This is a genomic window from Paenibacillus sp. JT22N7, assembly GCF_059383875.1.
In genome coordinates this window covers 336,378-355,476 of sequence record NZ_JBXENY010000007.1, presented here as the reverse complement: position 1 = coordinate 355,476, position 19,099 = coordinate 336,378, and the positions used below count along the sequence as shown (strand labels likewise).

The window sequence follows — 19,099 nt, the reverse complement described above, 5'->3', positions numbered from 1 at the left end:
ATTATAGACGTACAGTAGTTATGCTCCTTTGCCAGTGAGAGGCTGGTAAAGGAGCGAGTCTAGGGCTTATTAGAACTTACTTGGATTCAATTCGACCGACTGGATTGTTATCTTCTGACAAGGACTTTTTAACTGCCGACCAGCTGTCATGTTCAATATCGAGCGCATGACGAAGATAAGCCCATGTGACCCGCTGGATCAAAGCGACTTGTTCTGGGTTTTCATCCGTTGTTTCCTTAACCTCGTAACCTGAGATTCCGCCAAGTGAGTGTTCTGCACCGAAGAGGGTGAGCAGGCTCTCGGCTCCCGGGCTTAAGAAGTAAGGGTCTGCCATCCATTCCGGGCCGCGGACGGTCAGCTGATACTTTTGCGGGATGTAGTCTTGGTCCCCGATGATCACAAGGGAAGGAGTGGTCATGTGCTCGAAGCTCACGTTCAGGTGCGGCATTTTCTCGGCCGCAAACGGTGTCAGGTTGTCCCCACCTTGCCCAGCGGTGGCGAACAGCACACCCGCTTTGATGCGCGAGTCGGATAGGTCCTCTTCCTTCTTGGTCTTCGGGTTGAGAACTCGCAGGCCCAAAAGATTGCCCGCCGTTTGGCCGCCGAAGGAGTGTCCGGCTGTGGCGATGCGGCTTCGGTCAAGGCGACCGCTCAGACCGGGAACAGCAGATTCTAGAAGATCAAGCTGATCGAGAATCAGCTTCATGTCTTCGACTCGGGAACGCCAGATCCCAGGTATGCGGGGATCGTCCTTAGGGAGACCCGCTGTCCTCGAGTCGAGATGGGTGGGTTGTATGACCGCGAAGCCGTGTGCAGCCCAGAAGTCAACCAAGGGGCCGTAACCATCCAACGATGAGCCAGAACCATGTGAGAAAACAATGATAGGTAAGTCTCGACCGGTCGTTGGCGCTGATACTTTTACTAACAAATCCTCGCCACGACCTAGGGATTCTAGCACTATCGACTTCACAGAGGCGATGGTAGAGGGTGCGTTCATATTGATTTTCATAATAAATATTCCGTCCCTTCTCTTCTAATCTTTAATATTTGCGAATCCGCCTTTGTTCTGCTATAGTCGGGCATAAACGGAACCGCGTTCCTATTATATACGGAATATTGTTCCGTTTACAAGAGGTTTATGATAATTCTCTTCTGATGAAAAATAGTTACTAATTATTGAGTTTCTATTACCCATGATGTTTTTGAATATGCGACAATATTAAAAAAGTGGAGAAAGGCACTTTGTGGGTCTTCATCACTATCAAATTCGAATATATTAATATTTCTTAAACTATTTGAAGTAATGGTCATGACTGTTGCACATCAGAATATTCAGTGCAGTCAATTTAGTGTTATATTATATTTATTGGGATATAGAACTTACTAATGGGGGATATTACTTAAATGAACGATAAAACGGAAGATCGAAGTGATGGATTAGAGCCTCGACAGCAAACAACTCGATACGTGCGTGCCGACGCACAGCGCAACATTAATGCTTTGCTCCAAACAGCAATGACAGTGTTTGCAACTTCAGGGGTAGACGCTCCTGTTCGAGAGATTGCGGAAAAGGCTGGCGTTGGAGTAGGAACTGTTTACCGTCATTTTCCACAACGCTCTGATTTAATTGAAGCTGTTTTTCGTCAGGAGATTGATGCTTGCGCAGATGCTGCGATAGACTTAGCCGATAAATATAAACCTGTTGAGGCACTAGAACGATGGATGTTGCGCTATTTGGAGTTCATAGCGACTAAACGTGGACTCGCGGCAGCTCTACATTCTAACGATCCAGCATACGAAACTTTACCTATCTGTTTTGTAGAGGAATTAAGCCCTGCTCTGAAGATTTTGATTGAAAGAGCAACAACTGCTAATGAAGTACGTACTGAAATTACGCCAGACGAATTGTTGTGGGCGGTTGCGAGCCTTTGTACGTCAGTAAACAACAATGGTGATATAGAGCATGTAAAAAATATTGTTTCTCTTCTCATCGATGGGTTGCGTTTCCGTGCGAACCTTTAACACCTCGACAAGATTTTTGATTGTGTTTGCGATGAATTGATTAGTGAACCTTTACGGCCCCTGACCGGTAAAGGTTTGCTAATGCGCTCTATGAAGGGATACGGGAGTACGGACGAGCATGGGGACAAAGAGTTCGATTAAGAGTTACGCAAGCATAACGAACTTACGACGCTAGATCCTGACCATTTCCGCGTCAGATTGCGAAAATGTTTGATTTTATTGAAAAAGCACTCCACTAAGTGTCGTTCTTTGTACAAATACCAATCCACTTTCCATGGATTTCGACTATTTGATTTAGGCGGAATGATATAGGATGCCTGTCTGGCCGTAATCCAATTCCGAATCGCTTCAGAGCCATACGCTTTGTCGCCAAGAATGTGGCTTCCCGTAATATTAAATTCTTGGAGTAAATCTATCGCTGGAGTGGAATCATAGACTTGACCACCCGTCAGAAGAAAAGCGAGGGGATTTCCTAAGCCATCGACTAAAGTATGAAGTTTGGTTGTCTTTCCACCACGAATGATGCCAATGTGCTGATTTACTTCGTGTCCTTCTGCGTTTTTTTAGCACCGGCACTGTGTTGATGGGCTTTAACTGATGTAGAATCAATGCTCAAGTTTTCAAAATCCGCTTCTACTTGAAGCGCTTGGAAGATAGCAACAAGTAATCGTATCTCTCCATTTACAGAAACGACTATAGACTGTTTTCCATGAACCGTAACGTTCTTCTGGCAAATCACGCCAAGCAGCACCGCTACGAGCGATCCAAAGAATGGCATTAAACATGATGCGATTGCTTAATTTTGACGGACGTCCTGTTTGATAGGGAGGGAACATATCCTTAATTTGTTCCCATTGTTCATCGCTAAGTTCATACCGCCTTTGTATCATGATTAATGCTCCAATCGTTTTTCTCAAATCATAACACAAAGTTCTTTAGTTTTCAGACACGTCCTAGGAACGTAAATTTGTCACAACTTAGTCAGTCCCGATGTGACTTAAAGCCTTGGTACATCGGGATATTTTTATAACCAACATAATATTATTTTCAACGGACAAAAACACAACAAACAAGGAGCAAGATCCACGGTGATCTTGCTCCTTGTTCTACCTCCATGAGGAAAGAAAAAGATTCCTGACCTAGTCACATGACTCATTGTCAGATGATAAGAATATTTTCTAAATAATGTCCGTAAATCACGATCTTTTTTAGTTATACGCTCAAGTTCTTGTCATTTGGCGTTGGCTGGATCGACGACAGCATGCAACCGATTGCCGAATGCTTCACATCGCCTCGTTGAGACACTAATTTGCCTGACCATCCCGACTCCGATTTCCTCTCGTTCGTTCGCCAAAAATACCCCAAGAGACCCTCCAATATCACTTTTAGATATTACGGCATTTTTCAAAACCGACTTTACAAAAACGTCAAAAACTCGTAAGTATTGATACTGCGCGAAATTGGCTGATTTTTTCATTATTCTTTTATTAGCCTTAGTTATAATCAAATGTAGTTGCCATCCAGTTGCAGAAACCTATCCCTATCCCACTCATCCGACAATTTTCTACTCTTCGTCATCTCACTTCAAGTTATAGTAAAGGAGAAAAATCATGAAAAAATCAGTCTTATGTCTATTAATTGCATTATTTACGTTCGGGACTTCATTCTCGCAGATTCTACCTGTTTATGCAGCTGAGAACGATTTTACTTTTACAATCGGTTCCAATGGCGCAACGGTCACGGACTACAGGGGTACGGATCTGAATGTGGTTATTCCCGCTGAGTACGCAGGTACGACGGTAACCGAAATTGGGAGATCAGCATTTGATACGTACGGTACAGGCAAACCTAAAATTACGAGCGTCGTGATTCCGAACAACGTGAAGGTAATTCAAACGTATGGATTCCGTTATACTGGCCTTACTTCCATAGACCTTCCAGACAGTTTGTTAACGATCGGCGCCAGCGCATTCGAGAACAATCCGCTTACAACAGTCGTTTTTCCAGATAGTGTGACGACGATCGGCAACTATTCTTTTTATATGAATAATTTGACATCGATTAAATTATCGGAAAATTTGAAGACGATTAATGGCGGGGCTTTCGACACCAATCACATTACGAAACTTGTCATCCCGGCCAGCGTAACGAATGTCGCCAGTAGTTCATTCTATAATAACAACTTAACAAGCATAACTGTGTTAGGCAATGCAACAACTTTTGGGACAGGTGTATTTGCGGGTAATCCGGGCAATCTGAAAATATTCGGAATTGCGAATTCTCCCGTAGCCGTTTATGCGTCGAGCAACGGACATACGTTTGTGGACGGAACGGCGTTATTTCAAGCGGTCTCTAGCGCCAAGTCGTTGTTGAAAAGTTACCTGGTAGGCACCAGCGTAGGACAAGTTTCGACCAATGCCTACAACGACTTATCGGCAGACTATGACGCAGCCATGCTTTTTATCGACGGAATCGGTAATGCCTCCATCGCCTCCGACCTGGCTAACGCCGCAACTCCTCTGGCCTCTTCAATCGCGGCATTCAATGCGCAAATTGTCCAGGCCGGCAATCCCGCGGCGTTGGCAGCGGCGATCGCGGCGGCACAGCAGGCGTTGACGGATCATCCGCAAGGGGAGAACGTGGGGCAGGCGTCAGTGGGGGCGCGCACCGCACTGCAGTCCGCAACCAATGCGGCACAGCAGATTCTCAATAACGCGGGCAATTACACGCAGGATCAACTGGATACTGCTGTTAACCAATTAAATTCAGCGGTTCAAGTCTTCAATGCCGCTGTTATACAAGCGGGCATTCCAACGGCGCTGGGGGCGGCGATCACGGCGGCGCAGCAGGCGTTGACGGATCATCCGCAAGGGGAGAACGTGGGGCAGGTGTCAGCGGGAACGCGCACCGCACTGCAGTCCGCAACCAATGCGGCGCAGCAGATTCTCGATAACGCAGGCAATTACACGCAGGATCAACTGGATACTGCTATTAACCAGTTAAATTCAGCGGTTCAAGTCTTTAATGCCGCCGTTCTTCAAACGGGCATTCAGACGGCGCTTGGCGTGGCGATCACGGTTGCGCAGCAGGCGTTGACGGATCATCCGCAAGGGGAGAACGTGGGGCAGGCGTCAGCGGGGGCGCGCACCGCACTGCAGACCGCGTCCTATGCGGCGCAGCAGATACTTGATAACGCGGGCAATTACACGCAGGATCAACTGGATACGGCAGTTAACCAGTTAAATTCAGCGGTTCAAGTCTTTAATGCCGCTGTTATACAAGCGGGCATTCCAACGGCGCTGGGGGCGGCGATCACAGCGGCGCAGCAGGCGTTGACGGATCATCCGCAAGGTACGGATGTAGGGCAGACTTCGGCAGGAACTCGCACCGCGCTCGAAACTGCGATGGATGCGGCGCAGCAGATTCTCGATAACGCAGGCAATTACACGCAGGATCAACTGGATACTGCTGTTAACCAATTAAATTCAGCGGTTCAAGTCTTTAATGCTGCTGTTATACAAGCGGGTGCTCCAACGGCGCTGGGGGCGGCGATCACGGCGGCGCAGCAGGCGTTGACGGATCATCCAGAAGGTACGGATGTAGGGCAGACTACAGCAGGAGACCGCGCTGCCCTGCAGACCGCGATAGATGCAGCGCAGGCTATTGCCGACGATGCGGAAAATCAATCTCAGACTCGTTTGGATGAAGCTATTGTCAGTTTGAACGATGCTATGGCGGTATTTGAAGCCGCTTGGGTGGGGATGGTGCTAACCGCATCGGCCAATGATTTGTACGGAACGAGCGACACGCTTCGCTTTACGGTATTTTACGGATATGAAGTAACCGTGATAGGGACACCGGTCGTTCCGATCATAGTTGGAGACAATTCCGCCACTCAGACGGTATATGCCCCATATATGGGAGTGCGCGGCGAGGCAGTGACAAAACTTACTTTCGAATTCGAAGTTCCTGCTGGGCTCGCGGATGTTGACGGAATTAAAGTTGCTGCATCATTGGAGCTCCCGAACGGTGCAAGCATCGTTCGCACCTCCAGCGGACGCCCGGCTTCGCTAACTTACGTAGCACCGGACGCGAACGGAATACGTATCGTGGCGATACCGCCCGAAGTTGCCCTGACGGTTGCGCCGAACGGATCGGAACGTAAAGCGATCAGTGTGATGGCAAGCGTGTACGGCGGAGCTGCGGGAAATGAGCTGACACAGCTCCGTTGGCTGCCTGGAAGTCTTAGTGGGGTTGATTTTGCCGGCGGAACGAAAGGAACCGATATTTTGGCCATACCTCAATTCACCACTACTGCCAACGGCGACTATACCGTTTATGCCCTAGACGAAGCAGGCAATGAAGTAGTGAAAACCATCACTGTTACTGGGATATCCACCCCGTCTTCGTCGGATAACGGCAATCGACCGGTCACATCGGGGACGACTGTGAAGTTAGATCCGAATGGCGGGATTACAATTCTTGTCGATCTATCCGACATCAAACAAGTCAAGCGTTCGGACGGCACGGTGATCGAGCAAGTCATCCTCCCCGAACGGACGAGGGAGCAAGTGCTGGAACTCCTGAAAGATGCGATGGAACCGTTTGTCAGCATTACAATCGGCAATCGGGAGCAAGCGGTACAGGCACAGTTTCAGGGTGACTGGATCGCGGATATGGTCAAAGCTAATCCTAATACAATTATTGAGGTGAGGTTGAAGGATTCTAGCTACCAATTGCGGTTAAGCGCGATCGATCTGATCGGCTTGTCGGAGCGTCTTGACGCGGAAATATCGAATTTGACCGTAAACATCATACAGGTGCTGGCTGGCGAGCATATTCGACAAGAGATCGATCGGATCGGCGTTTCCCAAGGTTTTTCTGTTTTCGCCGACGTCATTGACTACAAGGTGATGGTCGAAGCAAACGGGCAAATGTTGGAGGTGAGCGACTATGGCGGATCGTACTCGATCCGGACCATTAAGTTGGACCGAGAGATCACAAACCGTAACCTGGTTGCCGTTCAGTATATCCCGGAAAACGGAACCGTCGTTTTTGTTCCGGCAAAGATGGGAACCGGTCCAGACGGCACTAACGAAGCGATTCTGAACGTGCCACATAACAGCTTGTACACAGTCGTAAATGTGCAAGCCCGAACGTTCGCCGATTTAACCGGACACTGGGCGAAAGCGGATGTGGAGCATCTGGCGTCCAAGCTGCTGGTGAACGGTGTGGCAGCCGACCGTTTTGACTCAGAGGGAACCATTACACGAGCGGAATTCTCAGCCTTGCTCGTTCGTGCGCTAGGGCTATCCGTGAAGGAGAGCGAGGGCGGTGATCGTTTTGCGGATGTCCTTGCATCCGCATGGTATGCATCTGCAGTAAATGCGGCGGTGGATAGCGGGCTGATTAGCGGCATCGGTGCCGGCCGTTTTGCGCCTAACGACCCAATTACCCGCGAGCAAATGGCCGTAGTGATTGCTGGCGCCTTAACCTTCACCAGCCATGGAACCGGTAGCGAAGGGCAAGAGGGAGGCCATCTGGATGCTTTCACGGACCGAGACTCCATTTCTTCATGGGCGCAAGCTGCGGTAGTCCGAGCATCGGAAGACGGCATTATGAAAGGGATGGTAGACGGACGCTTTGCCCCAAGGGAGTATGTAACGAGGGCGCAGGCAGCGGTTATACTGAAAAGGTTCCTGCAATATGTGCATTTTATCGATTAAATCAAGCAAAGTAATCAATCCACAATTAATCGAGATACTCATTCATAGAATCGTCTGTATAACGATAGTGAAGGAGCTTACCTCGTGGCAGCTCCTTTTTGTCGTACAAGTAACTGGCAGATATGTGTGAAATGTCGGTTGACAAGAAAATTGTCTAAATGAAATCCACGATCTTCGGGCTGTTGTAGTTTCGGAGCAAGTTCTTGTTATTTTGCGATGACCAGAACTTGATCCGTTCCAAACAAGCGGGAGTTTAGTTCCAATTAATAGTATGATAAGTCGAGTGCAGTAGAGATAGTTCAAACTGAAAAGCGCGAGGAGATTATGGTGCAAAGTTTTATCAAGATTGTATGATGCATTCCATAAATAACGGTGGCTTACCAAGTTTTTATATTGCGATTGAATCATGCTCTAAATGAGACTCACCTCAACATCAGCTCAGTTTCATTCGTCAGTACAGATATGATGATTGCCTCTACAAGAAACCCGTACCTTTCGATTTTGAAGTATTTAACGGAGACAATCTGCTCTGTCTTATCGAGTATCACGGTAGGCAGCTTTACGAAAAAGTTCAAAGCATTTGGTAGAACAGCGGGGCATGAGGAGAGAGATAAAGGATCAATTCTCTACGTTAGATCCTTGGAGTCGCAGAGCCATGCTTATGGCATGTGGGATTTTACCACATGATGAAAAAAAACAGTATTTAACACACATAGAGGAAACACATTCACTTTCTTTATCCGAACAGTACGTACTCGATTGGTCTTTAAATAAGACAATTACAAGAGAATTTGCTTCTGACAGCCAACAAAAAACTTATAATTTAGGAGGTGTAAGCTTTTTTCACCAATATTGTGCCGAAATTAATTACAGAGAATAACGCTTTGTGCCAAAAATGATTAAATTTTGTGTCAAATGAAGGTTACAGAATGCCGTTTAAAGCTAGTAGTTTAGTGCCAAAGTGAGTTACAACTCACAAAAGGGGCATGACCTTCATGGTTATAGCTTAAATCTATATCCAAGTATAATTTATTGGTATCATGCTATATTCTATTCTTATAGGCAGTTTACGATGTAAGGAAGTTATGAAAAGTACTCGATCTAGTGGGGAGTAAATATCAAAATTTTCTGCTGTATCAGAGATAGTTTGCTAAATTTTGGATTAAAGGAGTATTCCAATGACCTTGCAGCAATTAAAATATATTTTGACCATCGTTAGAAGCGGCTCCATAAGCGAAGCGGCAAAGAGGCTGTTTATTTCGCAGCCGAGCTTGTCCAACGCGGTGAAAGAAATTGAGATGGAAGCCGGTATTGAGATTTTCCTTCGATCGTCCAAGGGAATCGTACTATCAAGCGACGGAGCGGAGTTTTTATCCTACGCTAGGCAAGTCGTGGAGCAAGCCGAGCTTCTCGAGCAGCGGTACATGAATCGTAAGCCTTCGAAGAAGCTGTTCTCGATCTCAACACAGCATTACGCCTTCTCTGTGCAGGCTTTCGTCGGACTGCTGAAGGAGCTTAATGTGGACGAGTACGAGTGCACGCTACGCGAAACACGCACTCACGAGATTATCGAAGACGTACGGAATATGAGAAGTGAGCTCGGAATCATCTATATGAGCGACTTCAACCGAAAGGTGATTCAGAAGATATTAAAGGACAACGAGCTGCGATTCCATCCACTGTTCCAAGCGGAAGCGCACGTATTCATTAGTGAGGAGCATCCACTTGCCTCCAAGGAGCTGCTGGACATCGAAGATTTGGATGACTTCCCGTGTTTGGCCTTTGAGCAAGGCGAATATAATTCCTTTTACTTCGCGGAGGAAATACTCAGCACACGAACGTACAAGAAGAAAATACTGGTTAGTGACCGCGCCACGCTATTCAACCTGCTGATCGGACTCAATGGCTATACCATTAGCTCGGGCGTACTGAATAAGGATCTTAACGGGGAGCAAATCAAATCCGTAAGGCTTCGTACGGACGAGAGCATACAGGTAGGTTATATCGTGAATCAGAAGGCGAGTTTGAGCCAGCTGGCCGCCGCCTACGTTCTGAAGCTCAAAACGGTCATTACGGATTTCGGCTATCCGATCATTAAACAAAAGGATGAGCTCGCTTGAGCCCATCCTTTTGTATGTTATTACAATGTTGCTCTTACTTCTTTGGCTGCTTGGACAAGGTTCTTCAAGCTGGCCCACGTTTCAGTGACACCGCGAGTTTTAAGTCCGCAGTCCGGGTTAACCCATAACTTGGAGACCTCTATCTTGTCAAGCATGCGATCGAGTCCTTGTTTAAGCTCTTCGACGCTTGGGATCCGAGGCGAATGGATGTCGTATACGCCTGGGCCGACTTCCGTACGGAAGCCGCACTCTTTGATTGCGTCGATGATGGCCAAGTCTGAGCGCGACGCTTCGAACGTAATGACGTCGGCGTCCATAGCATCGATATCGCGAATGATATCGTTGAACTGGCTGTAGCACATATGAGTATGAATTTGCGTTTCGGCTTTGACGCCGCTATGCACGAGTCTGAAGGCAGGAATCGCCCAGCTCAAGTACTCGCTCTGCCAGTCGGAATGACGTAACGGAAGCTTCTCTCTTAATGCGGCTTCGTCGATCTGGATAATTTCGATGTCGTTGGCTTCGAGATCGAGTACTTCGTCACGAATCGCAAGACCGATCTGAAGAGCGCTTTCCTTCAGGCTGATATCTTCGCGAGGGAACGACCAATTCAGGATCGTTACCGGACCCGTCAGCATGCCTTTGACCAGCTTCTTGGTACGGCTCTTAGCGAACGCCGAGTATTCTACAGTAATCGGCTTGCTGCGGCTAATGTCGCCCCATACAACCGGGGGTTTTACGCAGCGTGTTCCGTAAGACTGCACCCAAGCGTTCTCAGTGAAGATAAAGCCATCCAAGCATTCGCCAAAGTATTCGACCATGTCGTTTCGCTCGTATTCGCCATGAACAATGACATCGATTCCGATTTCTTCCTGCTGCACGATGCATTCTGCGATTCGGTCAAAGTTGAATTGCTTATACTGTTGCTCGGTGATGTTGCCTTTCTTGAAGGCTGCGCGGTTCGCGCGGACGTCAGCCGTCTGAGGGAACGAACCAATCGTCGTCGTAGGTAACGGCGGTAGATTGAATTTCGCTTTCTGAATCGTTTCCCGCTCGGCGAAAGCAGGAAGTCTCGTGAAGTCGGCGTCCGTCAATTCCGCCACTCTCTTTTGTACCGAGTTGTCGTTCGTGAGGCGCGATGCACGGAACAGCTCCTCATTCTCCGTATAAAAAGCGGATGCTTCATGGCTCGCTTGCTCCAGTATCGACTTGAGTTCTGCAAGCTCGCGCAGCTTTTCTTCCGCGAACGCGAAATATTGCTTATTCGCCGCCGTCAGCTTCGTTTCGTGCTTAATCGTGTATGGGACATGAAGCAGCGAGCATGAAGTGCCGAGCACGACTTGGCTTGCATGCTTGCCGATCTCGTGAACGAGGGCAATTGTCTGCTTATATTGGTTTTTCCAGATGTTTTTGCCGTTGATTACGCCGGCGAACAGCACCTTGTCATTTGCGAAGCCATGCTTGCGCACGAGGTCCAAAGACTGCTTGCCCTCGACGAAGTCGATCCCGATCCCGTCAAACGGCAGCGCTTGAAGATCCTGATAGCAGTCGCGAATGTCTCCAAAATACGTTTGCGCGACAACTTTTACGCTACCTTTAGCGGACAGGATACCGTTATAAAGCTCTGTGAACAGCGCGATATCTTCCGCAGTCAAATCCGATACCAGTGCAGGTTCATCCAGTTGAAGCCATGCTGCGCCAAGAGTGTTCAATTGGTTAAGGACAGCCGTATAAGCTTCGATAATCGCAGGCACGAAATCCTTCGCTTTCTTCGAGCCGGTGAATCTCGCGAGCTTGAGCAGGGTGAATGCTCCGATTAGCACAGGCTTGGTTGCGATGCCGAGCTGTTTTGCTTCCGTAAATTCGTCGAACAGCTTCGATCCGGCTAAACGGATGCTTGTCGTGTTATCGATTTCGGGAACCATATAGTGATAGTTCGTGTTGAACCATTTTTTCATCGCCAGCGCTTTAACGTCGCCTTTTTCGCCTTGATAGCCTCTCGCCATTGCGAAATACGTCTCCAGCGGGCTTAGGCCGAGTTCTTGGTATCTTTGCGGAACGATCCCAAGCAAGCAAGCCGTGTCGAGCAGTCCGTCGTAGAAGGAAAAATCGTTGGACGGAATGAAATCGACGCCGTTCTCCTGCTGAAGCTTCCAGTTTGCCGATCTAAGCTGAGCCGCCGTTTGTTGCAGTTCTTCGACGGGAAGTACGCCTTTGAAGTATTTTTCGGATGCGAATTTAAGCTCTCTGAGCGCGCCGACACGTGGATAACCGATAATGGATGTTTTCAATTGTAACAGCTCCTTGAGTAAATGTTGGCTTTAGTATAGAGCGCGGAAGCTGCTATCGGGAAACACAAAAAAACTATGCCTTGGCATAGTTTTTGACTATGGCTAAAACGAAAAGTTTGTTAAATCAATATATTGATTAAAAAGTAAAAAAAGTCCAATAAACAAACTATATCGGCCATAAGGTGTTCGGCGGAGGCGGCGATGTGATCGCGCGGCAGTTGAAAGTCCCGCTCGTGCACAAGATCGACTTGCGCACGAGCGGAAGAATATGAGGCCAAAACAGCATTCCTTAATGGATACTGTTTTTATGAAATATTGAGATGTGCAAGTAAAACTCGAAAAGGAAAGAAGACGACAGATTGAAAAGGTAATCCTATTTGAAAACATCAGGTTAAAACTATTTGACTATGAAACAAGATATGATGATTAAATCTCATTTAATGATGCTAATACAAAGAGATACATGAATAAGCTTGGAAAGACAATCTTCAAAATAAATAATAGAAAGAAAAAATAATTAGAAATAAGATTTTCAATCTGTCTTTTAGAGAGAATAAGTATTGTCTCAGAAATTCATATAAAATTAAGTGGTTAATCTCAACGAACGATATAAACTGTCTCAAGTTTATGATATAAAAACAGCCTTAAACGGGCTGTTTTTGTTTCAAAAGATGTTATAACTCACAATATGCCCGGATAGGATCAAGAACATTGATCTATCAGGGTTTTTCGCGTTTACAATCAAATGATAATTTATAATCGGCAGCTTGGTTATTTGAATAATAAGATCAAATTCCTGTTATTCTTTATTCATCCTGTTTATTTGGTTGCTGTGCCATGATTGTAGATATTGCATGTTTGTAGACCACACTCTGGACCCCGTTGTATGCACGAATTAAAACAACATAATTATCAAATAATTGAATTTCCCCTTTAAGATGTACGCCATTCTTTGTGATGATCATGCATTCGAGCTCATTTTTCACAAAGTGATCAAGATGCCAATCTTGACTGCATTCAGTATGCACAGACGCTTTATTCATAAATAATTCCTCTCTCTCTTTATATAGAATTCATTACTTTTGAACGTTGATTGTTTTAATATAACACACTCCTGTCAAGTACCAGCATGAGTAGAAGGTGAAAATCAAGTATTTTATTTTTTTAGAATTTTGTTAAGGATTGAAACATTTTTTTGCCGCTGATGCAGGGTTATGCTTTAAAGAACTAACGGCAAAATTATAGTTCAAAATCGTAAGCTCAATTGATTTAAGTTTCATGATTCATTGGGCTATATACGCAACGATATGTGAATGGAGTCTTTATTTTACCTCGAATCCGTATTTGGATTCGACGGGGATAGTTCGAGCATGAGTTGTAGGGAAATAACGATTTTATTCTTATTTTTGTACAACTAGGACTGAAGTATGTTTTTATCTTTATACTCACTAACAAAAGAAGGTGGAGCAGTATTGGATAAGCCAGTGAAAGGGGTAACTCAGCGTGTTTAACTGACAAATCTCTCTTGCTTCTTTGAGCCAAGGAAGCAATAACCTTAGCTTTGCTGTACAGAACATCTCCAGGATGTTGAAGCTGGGCGGACCATTGGATCAAAATTCAGCAAGTTGACATCATGCTTTCGTCCACTCCATATCATCTCTCATCTCATAATCTATAGTATGTTGAATAAGGAGATGATAGATTATGAGAAAAGTACCTTTGAGAAACAAAAAGGTAGCATTAAAGTCGGGGAAGAAGATCTTAAGCCGTAAAAGTCTCGTTGTAAGTATTAAAAAAGCCGTTCGAATTACGCAGCTTGGCGATGGTTTTGCGCGGTTTACCTTTGCACCAGTGACAATTCCTGCATTTAGTTCTAGAAACTATACGGTTAATGGAAACAGCTACAACATTATTAGTGGTTCTTGGTTTTTAACTGGCACACAACAAGGTTATTTGCTCAATAACTATTCCTCGGGAGAAAGCACATGGTTCTTCACTGCATGGAATCCATCGAACGTAGCCAGATCTGCTTATTACGTTGTTATTGCGAAGCTAAAACCATAATGTTCATTGGCTGTTGAGTATGTTCTATATGACAACCCCCTACCACGCAAATCTACGCGCAGCTCCGCGTTGAGCGTCGGGGAGAATTTTATCGACGATTTTTTTTGTGCCTATTGGCGGCGGGACCCGAGGACAACTTAATAACTAACCTGAACAGTCCCGATGAGCAGCAATATTTAATCGGGACTGTTTTTTATATTGACTACTTTACACGATAGAATGCCGCTGTGTTGTGCAGCTAACGTTCTCTGTTAGCTTAAGTATATGAGTTCACGTCCTTATTCTCTAAACCATGGCATTTAAAGTTATGATTAGGATTTTTCCTAACCTCTTCTTTCTGAAGTTCATACATGGCTATCTTATAGTTTATTTCCTCCAAGCACCTCAAGTCTTCTTCCATTTTCTTCTGCAATTCCAATTTATGCTTCACCAACATTTCTTGTCTTTCCAAGAAAGTAGCATTTCCTGCTCCATAAAGATCCTTATATTCTTTTATCTTAGCAAGAGACATTCCTGTCTCTCTGAGACAACGAATAAAAGAAACCCAATCTAGATGTTGTTCGGAATAAACTCTGCGGCCGTTCTCATTGCGAGATACATTGGGCAGTATTCCTTGCTCTTCATAAAATCTAAGTGTCTTTGCCGTTATATTTAATTTCTCCACTACATATTTCATTGAATACATCATTTATCTGTCCCACCTTTAGCTACAGTTACTGTAACTAGAAAGATATCATAAAGAATTCTGAAAATCCAAAAATCTTGTTTTAATCATATGAAAATTTATTCTTGACTTGCCCTAACGTCAATAGAATACACTGAGTCAGAACTTATGACAGGAGGCGATGGACCAGAAAGGTAGGAAAGCAACTAGACAAAGCCGCTGTCGAAAAATATTGAATGGAGAGGTTATTAAAATGAATCAAAAATACAGTAAGCTATTTGAATCCTTCACGTTCAGAAACGGAATTACAATCAAGAATAGAGTCGTTATGGCACCTATGACAACTTGGTCAAGTAATGACGACCTTACCATTTCAGATGAAGAGGTGAAATATTACAAACAGAGAGTAAATGGAGTAGGGCTTGTCATTACTGGCTGTACTCATGTTTCACCTAATGGGCAAGGTTTTACGAATGAATTTGCTGGATACAACGATGAATTTATTCCAAGTTTACGAAAATTAGCGGATGCAGCCAAAAGTGGAGGTTCCCCTGCTTTGCTGCAGATTTTTCATGCAGGGGATAAAGCCTTGCCGGGATTGGATGCAGTCAGTGCGAGTGTCTATCAGCCGGAGGCTACTCCTTTTGGCCCAAGTGCAGAAACAAGAGAGCTATCACATGAGGAAATCCTGTCGACTATACGTGCTTTTGGCGATACAACGAGAAGAGCAATTGAAGCTGGCTTTGATGGCGTCGAAATTCATGGGGCTCATGGATTTTTAATTCAAAACTTCTGGTCTCCTGCAACCAATCAAAGGACAGACCAATGGGGAGGAACCATTGAAAATCGATTGCGTTTTCCATTGGCAATTATCGAAGAAATTAAAAAGGTCATTGAAAAGCATGCTACAAAACCGTTTATGTTAGGCTATCGTTTGTCCCCTGAAGAATCCTCAAAAGTGGACGGATTACGTATGGAGGACACGTATAAATTAATTGATTTCCTTGTTGAACAAAATTTAGATTATATACATGCTTCATTAGATCATGTGTTTTCCAAGCCTATAGATAGTCAAGATGAGAAAACAAAGCTTGAATTGATTCTTGAAAGAGTAAACGGTAAGGTGCCTGTGTTGGCGGCCGGTTCCATAATCTCACCAGATGATGCTCTTAAAACAATGGAATTAGGATTACCGTTATTCGCTATTGGGCATGCGTTAATTATGAACCCCGATTGGATTGAAAAGGTTGAAAATGGACGTGAAGCTGAGGTCGATTCCGTACTAAGCGTTTCAAAACTCGACCAGCTTCATATTCCAGAAAAACTTGGGAATGTTATTCAAGCAGCGCCAGGATGGTTTAATATCGTTGAGTAGAAAAGTGGCCCCATAGGGGCTGCTTTTCTTATTTATCTTGAGCTAATCTATCCGTTAGCTTCTTTTACTTAATTTCTTAAATACCGAGTATTCCTTATTGGACTTAATAAAACTTAATATCTTTTCGGCACATTCTATTGGATTCATTTCTTCTGTATTTACTTCGAGGTCATATTCATTAATGCAATATACTTTGCTGAACTGTGAAGCTGCTAGTCCTATATTTCTATCTCCTCTTGCTTGCTCTCTTCTTATGAGTTCTTCTTTCGAGCATATTACACCTATAAATAACGTAGGCTGGTCGAAAAATAGATCAAGAGACTCATTAAACCGCTTGTCATTGTCGATTACAGTATCTACTATTACATTCAAGCCCATTTCTGAAAACAATTTAATTGTCGAATAGTACATTGAGAGTAAGGGATCAAACATGATTTGTGCGATAACTTGCTCATCTACTTCTCTTGCAGGTTCAATATCTGAAAATTTATTTCGAAAAAAATCCTTGATAAAATCATCTATTGATAAATGATGAAAAAGAATCTCTTTCTGATTCATCAGTTCAATAGAAATACTAGTCTTTCCTGAACTTGAAGTTCCGTTCATCAATACAATGATTCCTTGCTTCAAACGAATCACCCTCACATATAAGATTTGCGTATTTTTCAGATAATGTTATATTCACAAAGCACATTACTCCCGCGCCATCGCTTAGGCTACGACCTCATTATATTCCATTTCCGATCACTGATAAAAGAACGTATACGCCATTTGAAAGTTGGTATTTCTCCAAAGAGACCTTTCTCCTTCCGATTTTACAGCCCAATCCACAAAAATACCCCTGCATAAAACTAAAAATGCCCCTTTGATTAATTGCGATTTTTAACGTATATTTTCGTGTAATTGGATATAAAGCTGTTCCAGTTTTTGTTCAGGTGCTCTTCGGTAGCGTCTATGCACCGCGGCATGTACAATAGTTAGACGAGGTGTTTGACATGGAAGGGCTAGGGGATGGAGCATATGAGATGGATGCGAAGGGCAAGGTTAAAAGTAAAAAACATGAGGTTTCAATACAAATTATTAATGGGCTATTTGCTGGCCTGTGTTATTCCTTTAGTATTTGTAAGCGTTATCATATTTCGTCAATCGGCGGGGGCGCTGGAGGATTCCTCTCAAGAATTTGCTTCTCTTTATACGTCGCAGCTCAAGACGACATTAAACGAATTTCTGGAGGAATATGACAAGGTCACCAAGTCGGTATTGGTTGACAATGAATTGATCTACAGAATTGGAGATAAGCGAAGCTTGCCAATGGATGAATTAATCGTTCAAAAAATGGAGGTTCAGCGGCTATTAATGCGCGTGGCCTTGCTCAAACCAGAAATTAGTACCGTGATGCTAATCAGCCGGGATACTAACGTGTATCAATATACGACTACAACTAGCAGAGTGGTAGAGGATATTTTGTTGTCCCGTGAATGGTATAAACAGCTCAGCAGCACAAAGGATACTTTTTTTATTACCGGGCTGCATGATCGTTCTTATTACGAGGATAAGGGGGCAGGAGCTGTAGTAACGGTCGGACGGGTATTGTTCAGTTCGGACGGAGCCTATGCAGGCCTTCTTCTCATAGATTTGGACCCGTTTACTTTGCTGCGGCTTGATCATGAATTTGTTTTGGCTCGGGACAAATACGGCATGAGCGTCATCATAAGCAATAGCCAAAATGAAATCGTCTATCATTCCGATGCGGCCAGCGGCCGCTTATCCTGGCAGCAAGTACTTGAATCCGGTACAGAGCTTCTGCAGGATAATGGCAGCGATGACAGCATTATTTTAACGGGCAGCACCACGCAGGGTAATTTGCTTATTAGAACCGAAATTCCCCGCTCGAAGCTGCTCCACAACATCAATCAAATCAAGGGAGTGACGGTGTCGGTCATTTTGATGAGCTGTCTCGTCATCACTCTTATATCGTTTAGTTTGAGCTATAAGATTACGAAGCCTATTAAAGCCCTCCGCAGAAGCATGAAGCAGGCAGAGGTAGGCCAATATTTGCCCATAGAGAAAGAGCAGGCTAACGATGAGATTGGCAGCTTGGTGCACAGCTACAACAAAATGATTATAACGATTCGAACCTTAATTAATGATGTGTATATTGCGGAGATCAAGCAGCGACAGGCCAAATTCATGGCTCTCCAGAATCAGATCAATCCCCACATCCTTTATAATACGTTGGAATCTATCCGTATGAAGGCGCTCGTTAAAGGGGACGAGGAAACCTCGAATATGATTAAAATTTTGGCGCGTATGTTTCGGCTGTCTTTAAGCAAAGAAGGCAAGCACCACTGCGTGAAGCATGAATTGGAATATACCACTAACTATATAGAGCTGCAAAATATCCGATTCGATAATAGGTTCAGACTGGATATCAGAATGCCCGTAGAGATGCTGAATTGCAGCATCATTCCCCTCATTTTTCAGCCCATTGTTGAAAATAGCATTAATCATGGATTTGAGGACTACAGCCGGATAATCAATATCGAGATTGAAGGCATCTGGACGGACGAAGGAGAAATGCTCATTCGGTTAATGGATGATGCAGCCGGTATTTCATTGGAGAAACAAGAAGAGCTGCGTGCCTTGTTGGAGTATGCTGAATCGGACAAATATAAATTAGGTGGAGCTGATGAATCGGAGGGTAACGGGATAGGCCTCAAAAATATAGCTGAGCGTATTAAACTCCATTATGGCGCTGATTATTATTTAACGATTCGCCAGAGACTTGATCGGGGAACGATCGTCGAAATATTAATTCCTAAACGGTAGGATATTGT

The 19,099-nt window shown here is 44.6% G+C and carries 12 protein-coding genes and 1 pseudogene; 7 read left to right on the top strand and 6 right to left on the bottom strand.

Annotation, left to right across the window (positions count from 1 at the left end; genetic code table 11):
* Positions 1–76: 76 nt before the first annotated feature.
* Positions 77–1,009 (bottom strand): alpha/beta hydrolase family protein, encoded by a 933-nt coding sequence (locus AC50Y5_RS20480; RefSeq protein WP_494863377.1) that lies wholly within the window; start codon positions 1,007–1,009, stop codon positions 77–79.
* 395 nt (positions 1,010–1,404) lie between these two features.
* Here AC50Y5_RS20480 and AC50Y5_RS20475 point away from each other — a divergent pair, with 395 nt between their 5' ends.
* Positions 1,405–2,022, top strand: coding sequence for a TetR/AcrR family transcriptional regulator (locus AC50Y5_RS20475; protein ID WP_056041024.1), 618 nt, complete (start codon positions 1,405–1,407; stop codon positions 2,020–2,022).
* A 137-nt stretch (positions 2,023–2,159) separates the two neighbouring features.
* Here the strand turns inward: AC50Y5_RS20475 and AC50Y5_RS20470 are convergent.
* Positions 2,160–2,915: pseudogene (locus tag AC50Y5_RS20470) on the bottom strand (IS5 family transposase).
* Between the two features lie 717 nt (positions 2,916–3,632).
* Here AC50Y5_RS20470 and AC50Y5_RS20465 point away from each other — a divergent pair.
* The 3 genes from AC50Y5_RS20465 to AC50Y5_RS20455 all read left to right on the top strand — a co-directional run bounded on the left by AC50Y5_RS20465 (position 3,633) and on the right by AC50Y5_RS20455 (position 9,868).
* Positions 3,633–7,748: a leucine-rich repeat protein gene (locus AC50Y5_RS20465; RefSeq protein ID WP_494863374.1), complete on the top strand. Its 4,116-nt coding sequence runs from the start codon at positions 3,633–3,635 to the stop codon at positions 7,746–7,748.
* Positions 7,749–8,403: 655 nt separating this feature from the next.
* Positions 8,404–8,628, top strand: a complete 225-nt coding sequence (locus AC50Y5_RS20460; RefSeq protein WP_494863372.1) for a hypothetical protein — start codon at positions 8,404–8,406, stop codon at positions 8,626–8,628.
* A 298-nt stretch (positions 8,629–8,926) separates the two neighbouring features.
* Positions 8,927–9,868, top strand: a complete 942-nt coding sequence (locus AC50Y5_RS20455; protein ID WP_494863370.1) for a LysR family transcriptional regulator — start codon at positions 8,927–8,929, stop codon at positions 9,866–9,868.
* Between the two features lie 20 nt (positions 9,869–9,888).
* Here the strand turns inward: AC50Y5_RS20455 and metE are convergent, their stop codons facing one another.
* Positions 9,889–12,159 (bottom strand): 5-methyltetrahydropteroyltriglutamate--homocysteine S-methyltransferase, encoded by a 2,271-nt coding sequence (metE, locus tag AC50Y5_RS20450; RefSeq protein ID WP_494863368.1) that lies wholly within the window; start codon positions 12,157–12,159, stop codon positions 9,889–9,891.
* 806 nt (positions 12,160–12,965) lie between these two features.
* Positions 12,966–13,202: an RNA chaperone Hfq gene (locus AC50Y5_RS20445; protein ID WP_494863366.1), complete on the bottom strand. Its 237-nt coding sequence runs from the start codon at positions 13,200–13,202 to the stop codon at positions 12,966–12,968.
* 661 nt (positions 13,203–13,863) lie between these two features.
* Here AC50Y5_RS20445 and AC50Y5_RS20440 point away from each other — a divergent pair.
* Entirely contained in the window at positions 13,864–14,223 is a 360-nt protein-coding gene (locus tag AC50Y5_RS20440; RefSeq protein WP_056041042.1) for a hypothetical protein, read from the top strand.
* 256 nt (positions 14,224–14,479) lie between these two features.
* Here the strand turns inward: AC50Y5_RS20440 and AC50Y5_RS20435 are convergent, their stop codons facing one another.
* Positions 14,480–14,911 (bottom strand): MerR family transcriptional regulator, encoded by a 432-nt coding sequence (locus AC50Y5_RS20435; protein WP_056041044.1) that lies wholly within the window; start codon positions 14,909–14,911, stop codon positions 14,480–14,482.
* Positions 14,912–15,140: 229 nt separating this feature from the next.
* On the opposite strand from AC50Y5_RS20435, the gene AC50Y5_RS20430 reads away from it, so the two are divergent.
* The gene (locus AC50Y5_RS20430; protein ID WP_056041464.1) at positions 15,141–16,262 is read left to right on the top strand and encodes an NADH-dependent flavin oxidoreductase; all 1,122 of its coding nucleotides are present in this window, start codon (positions 15,141–15,143) and stop codon (positions 16,260–16,262) included.
* 54 nt (positions 16,263–16,316) lie between these two features.
* Here the strand turns inward: AC50Y5_RS20430 and AC50Y5_RS20425 are convergent, their stop codons facing one another.
* Entirely contained in the window at positions 16,317–16,892 is a 576-nt protein-coding gene (locus AC50Y5_RS20425) for a chloramphenicol phosphotransferase CPT family protein (RefSeq protein ID WP_056041045.1), read from the bottom strand.
* Positions 16,893–17,321: 429 nt separating this feature from the next.
* Here AC50Y5_RS20425 and AC50Y5_RS20420 point away from each other — a divergent pair, with 429 nt between their 5' ends.
* A complete protein-coding gene (locus AC50Y5_RS20420; RefSeq protein ID WP_494863363.1) occupies positions 17,322–19,091 on the top strand; it encodes a cache domain-containing sensor histidine kinase in 1,770 nt (589 codons plus the stop codon).
* Positions 19,092–19,099: the final 8 nt, after the last annotated feature.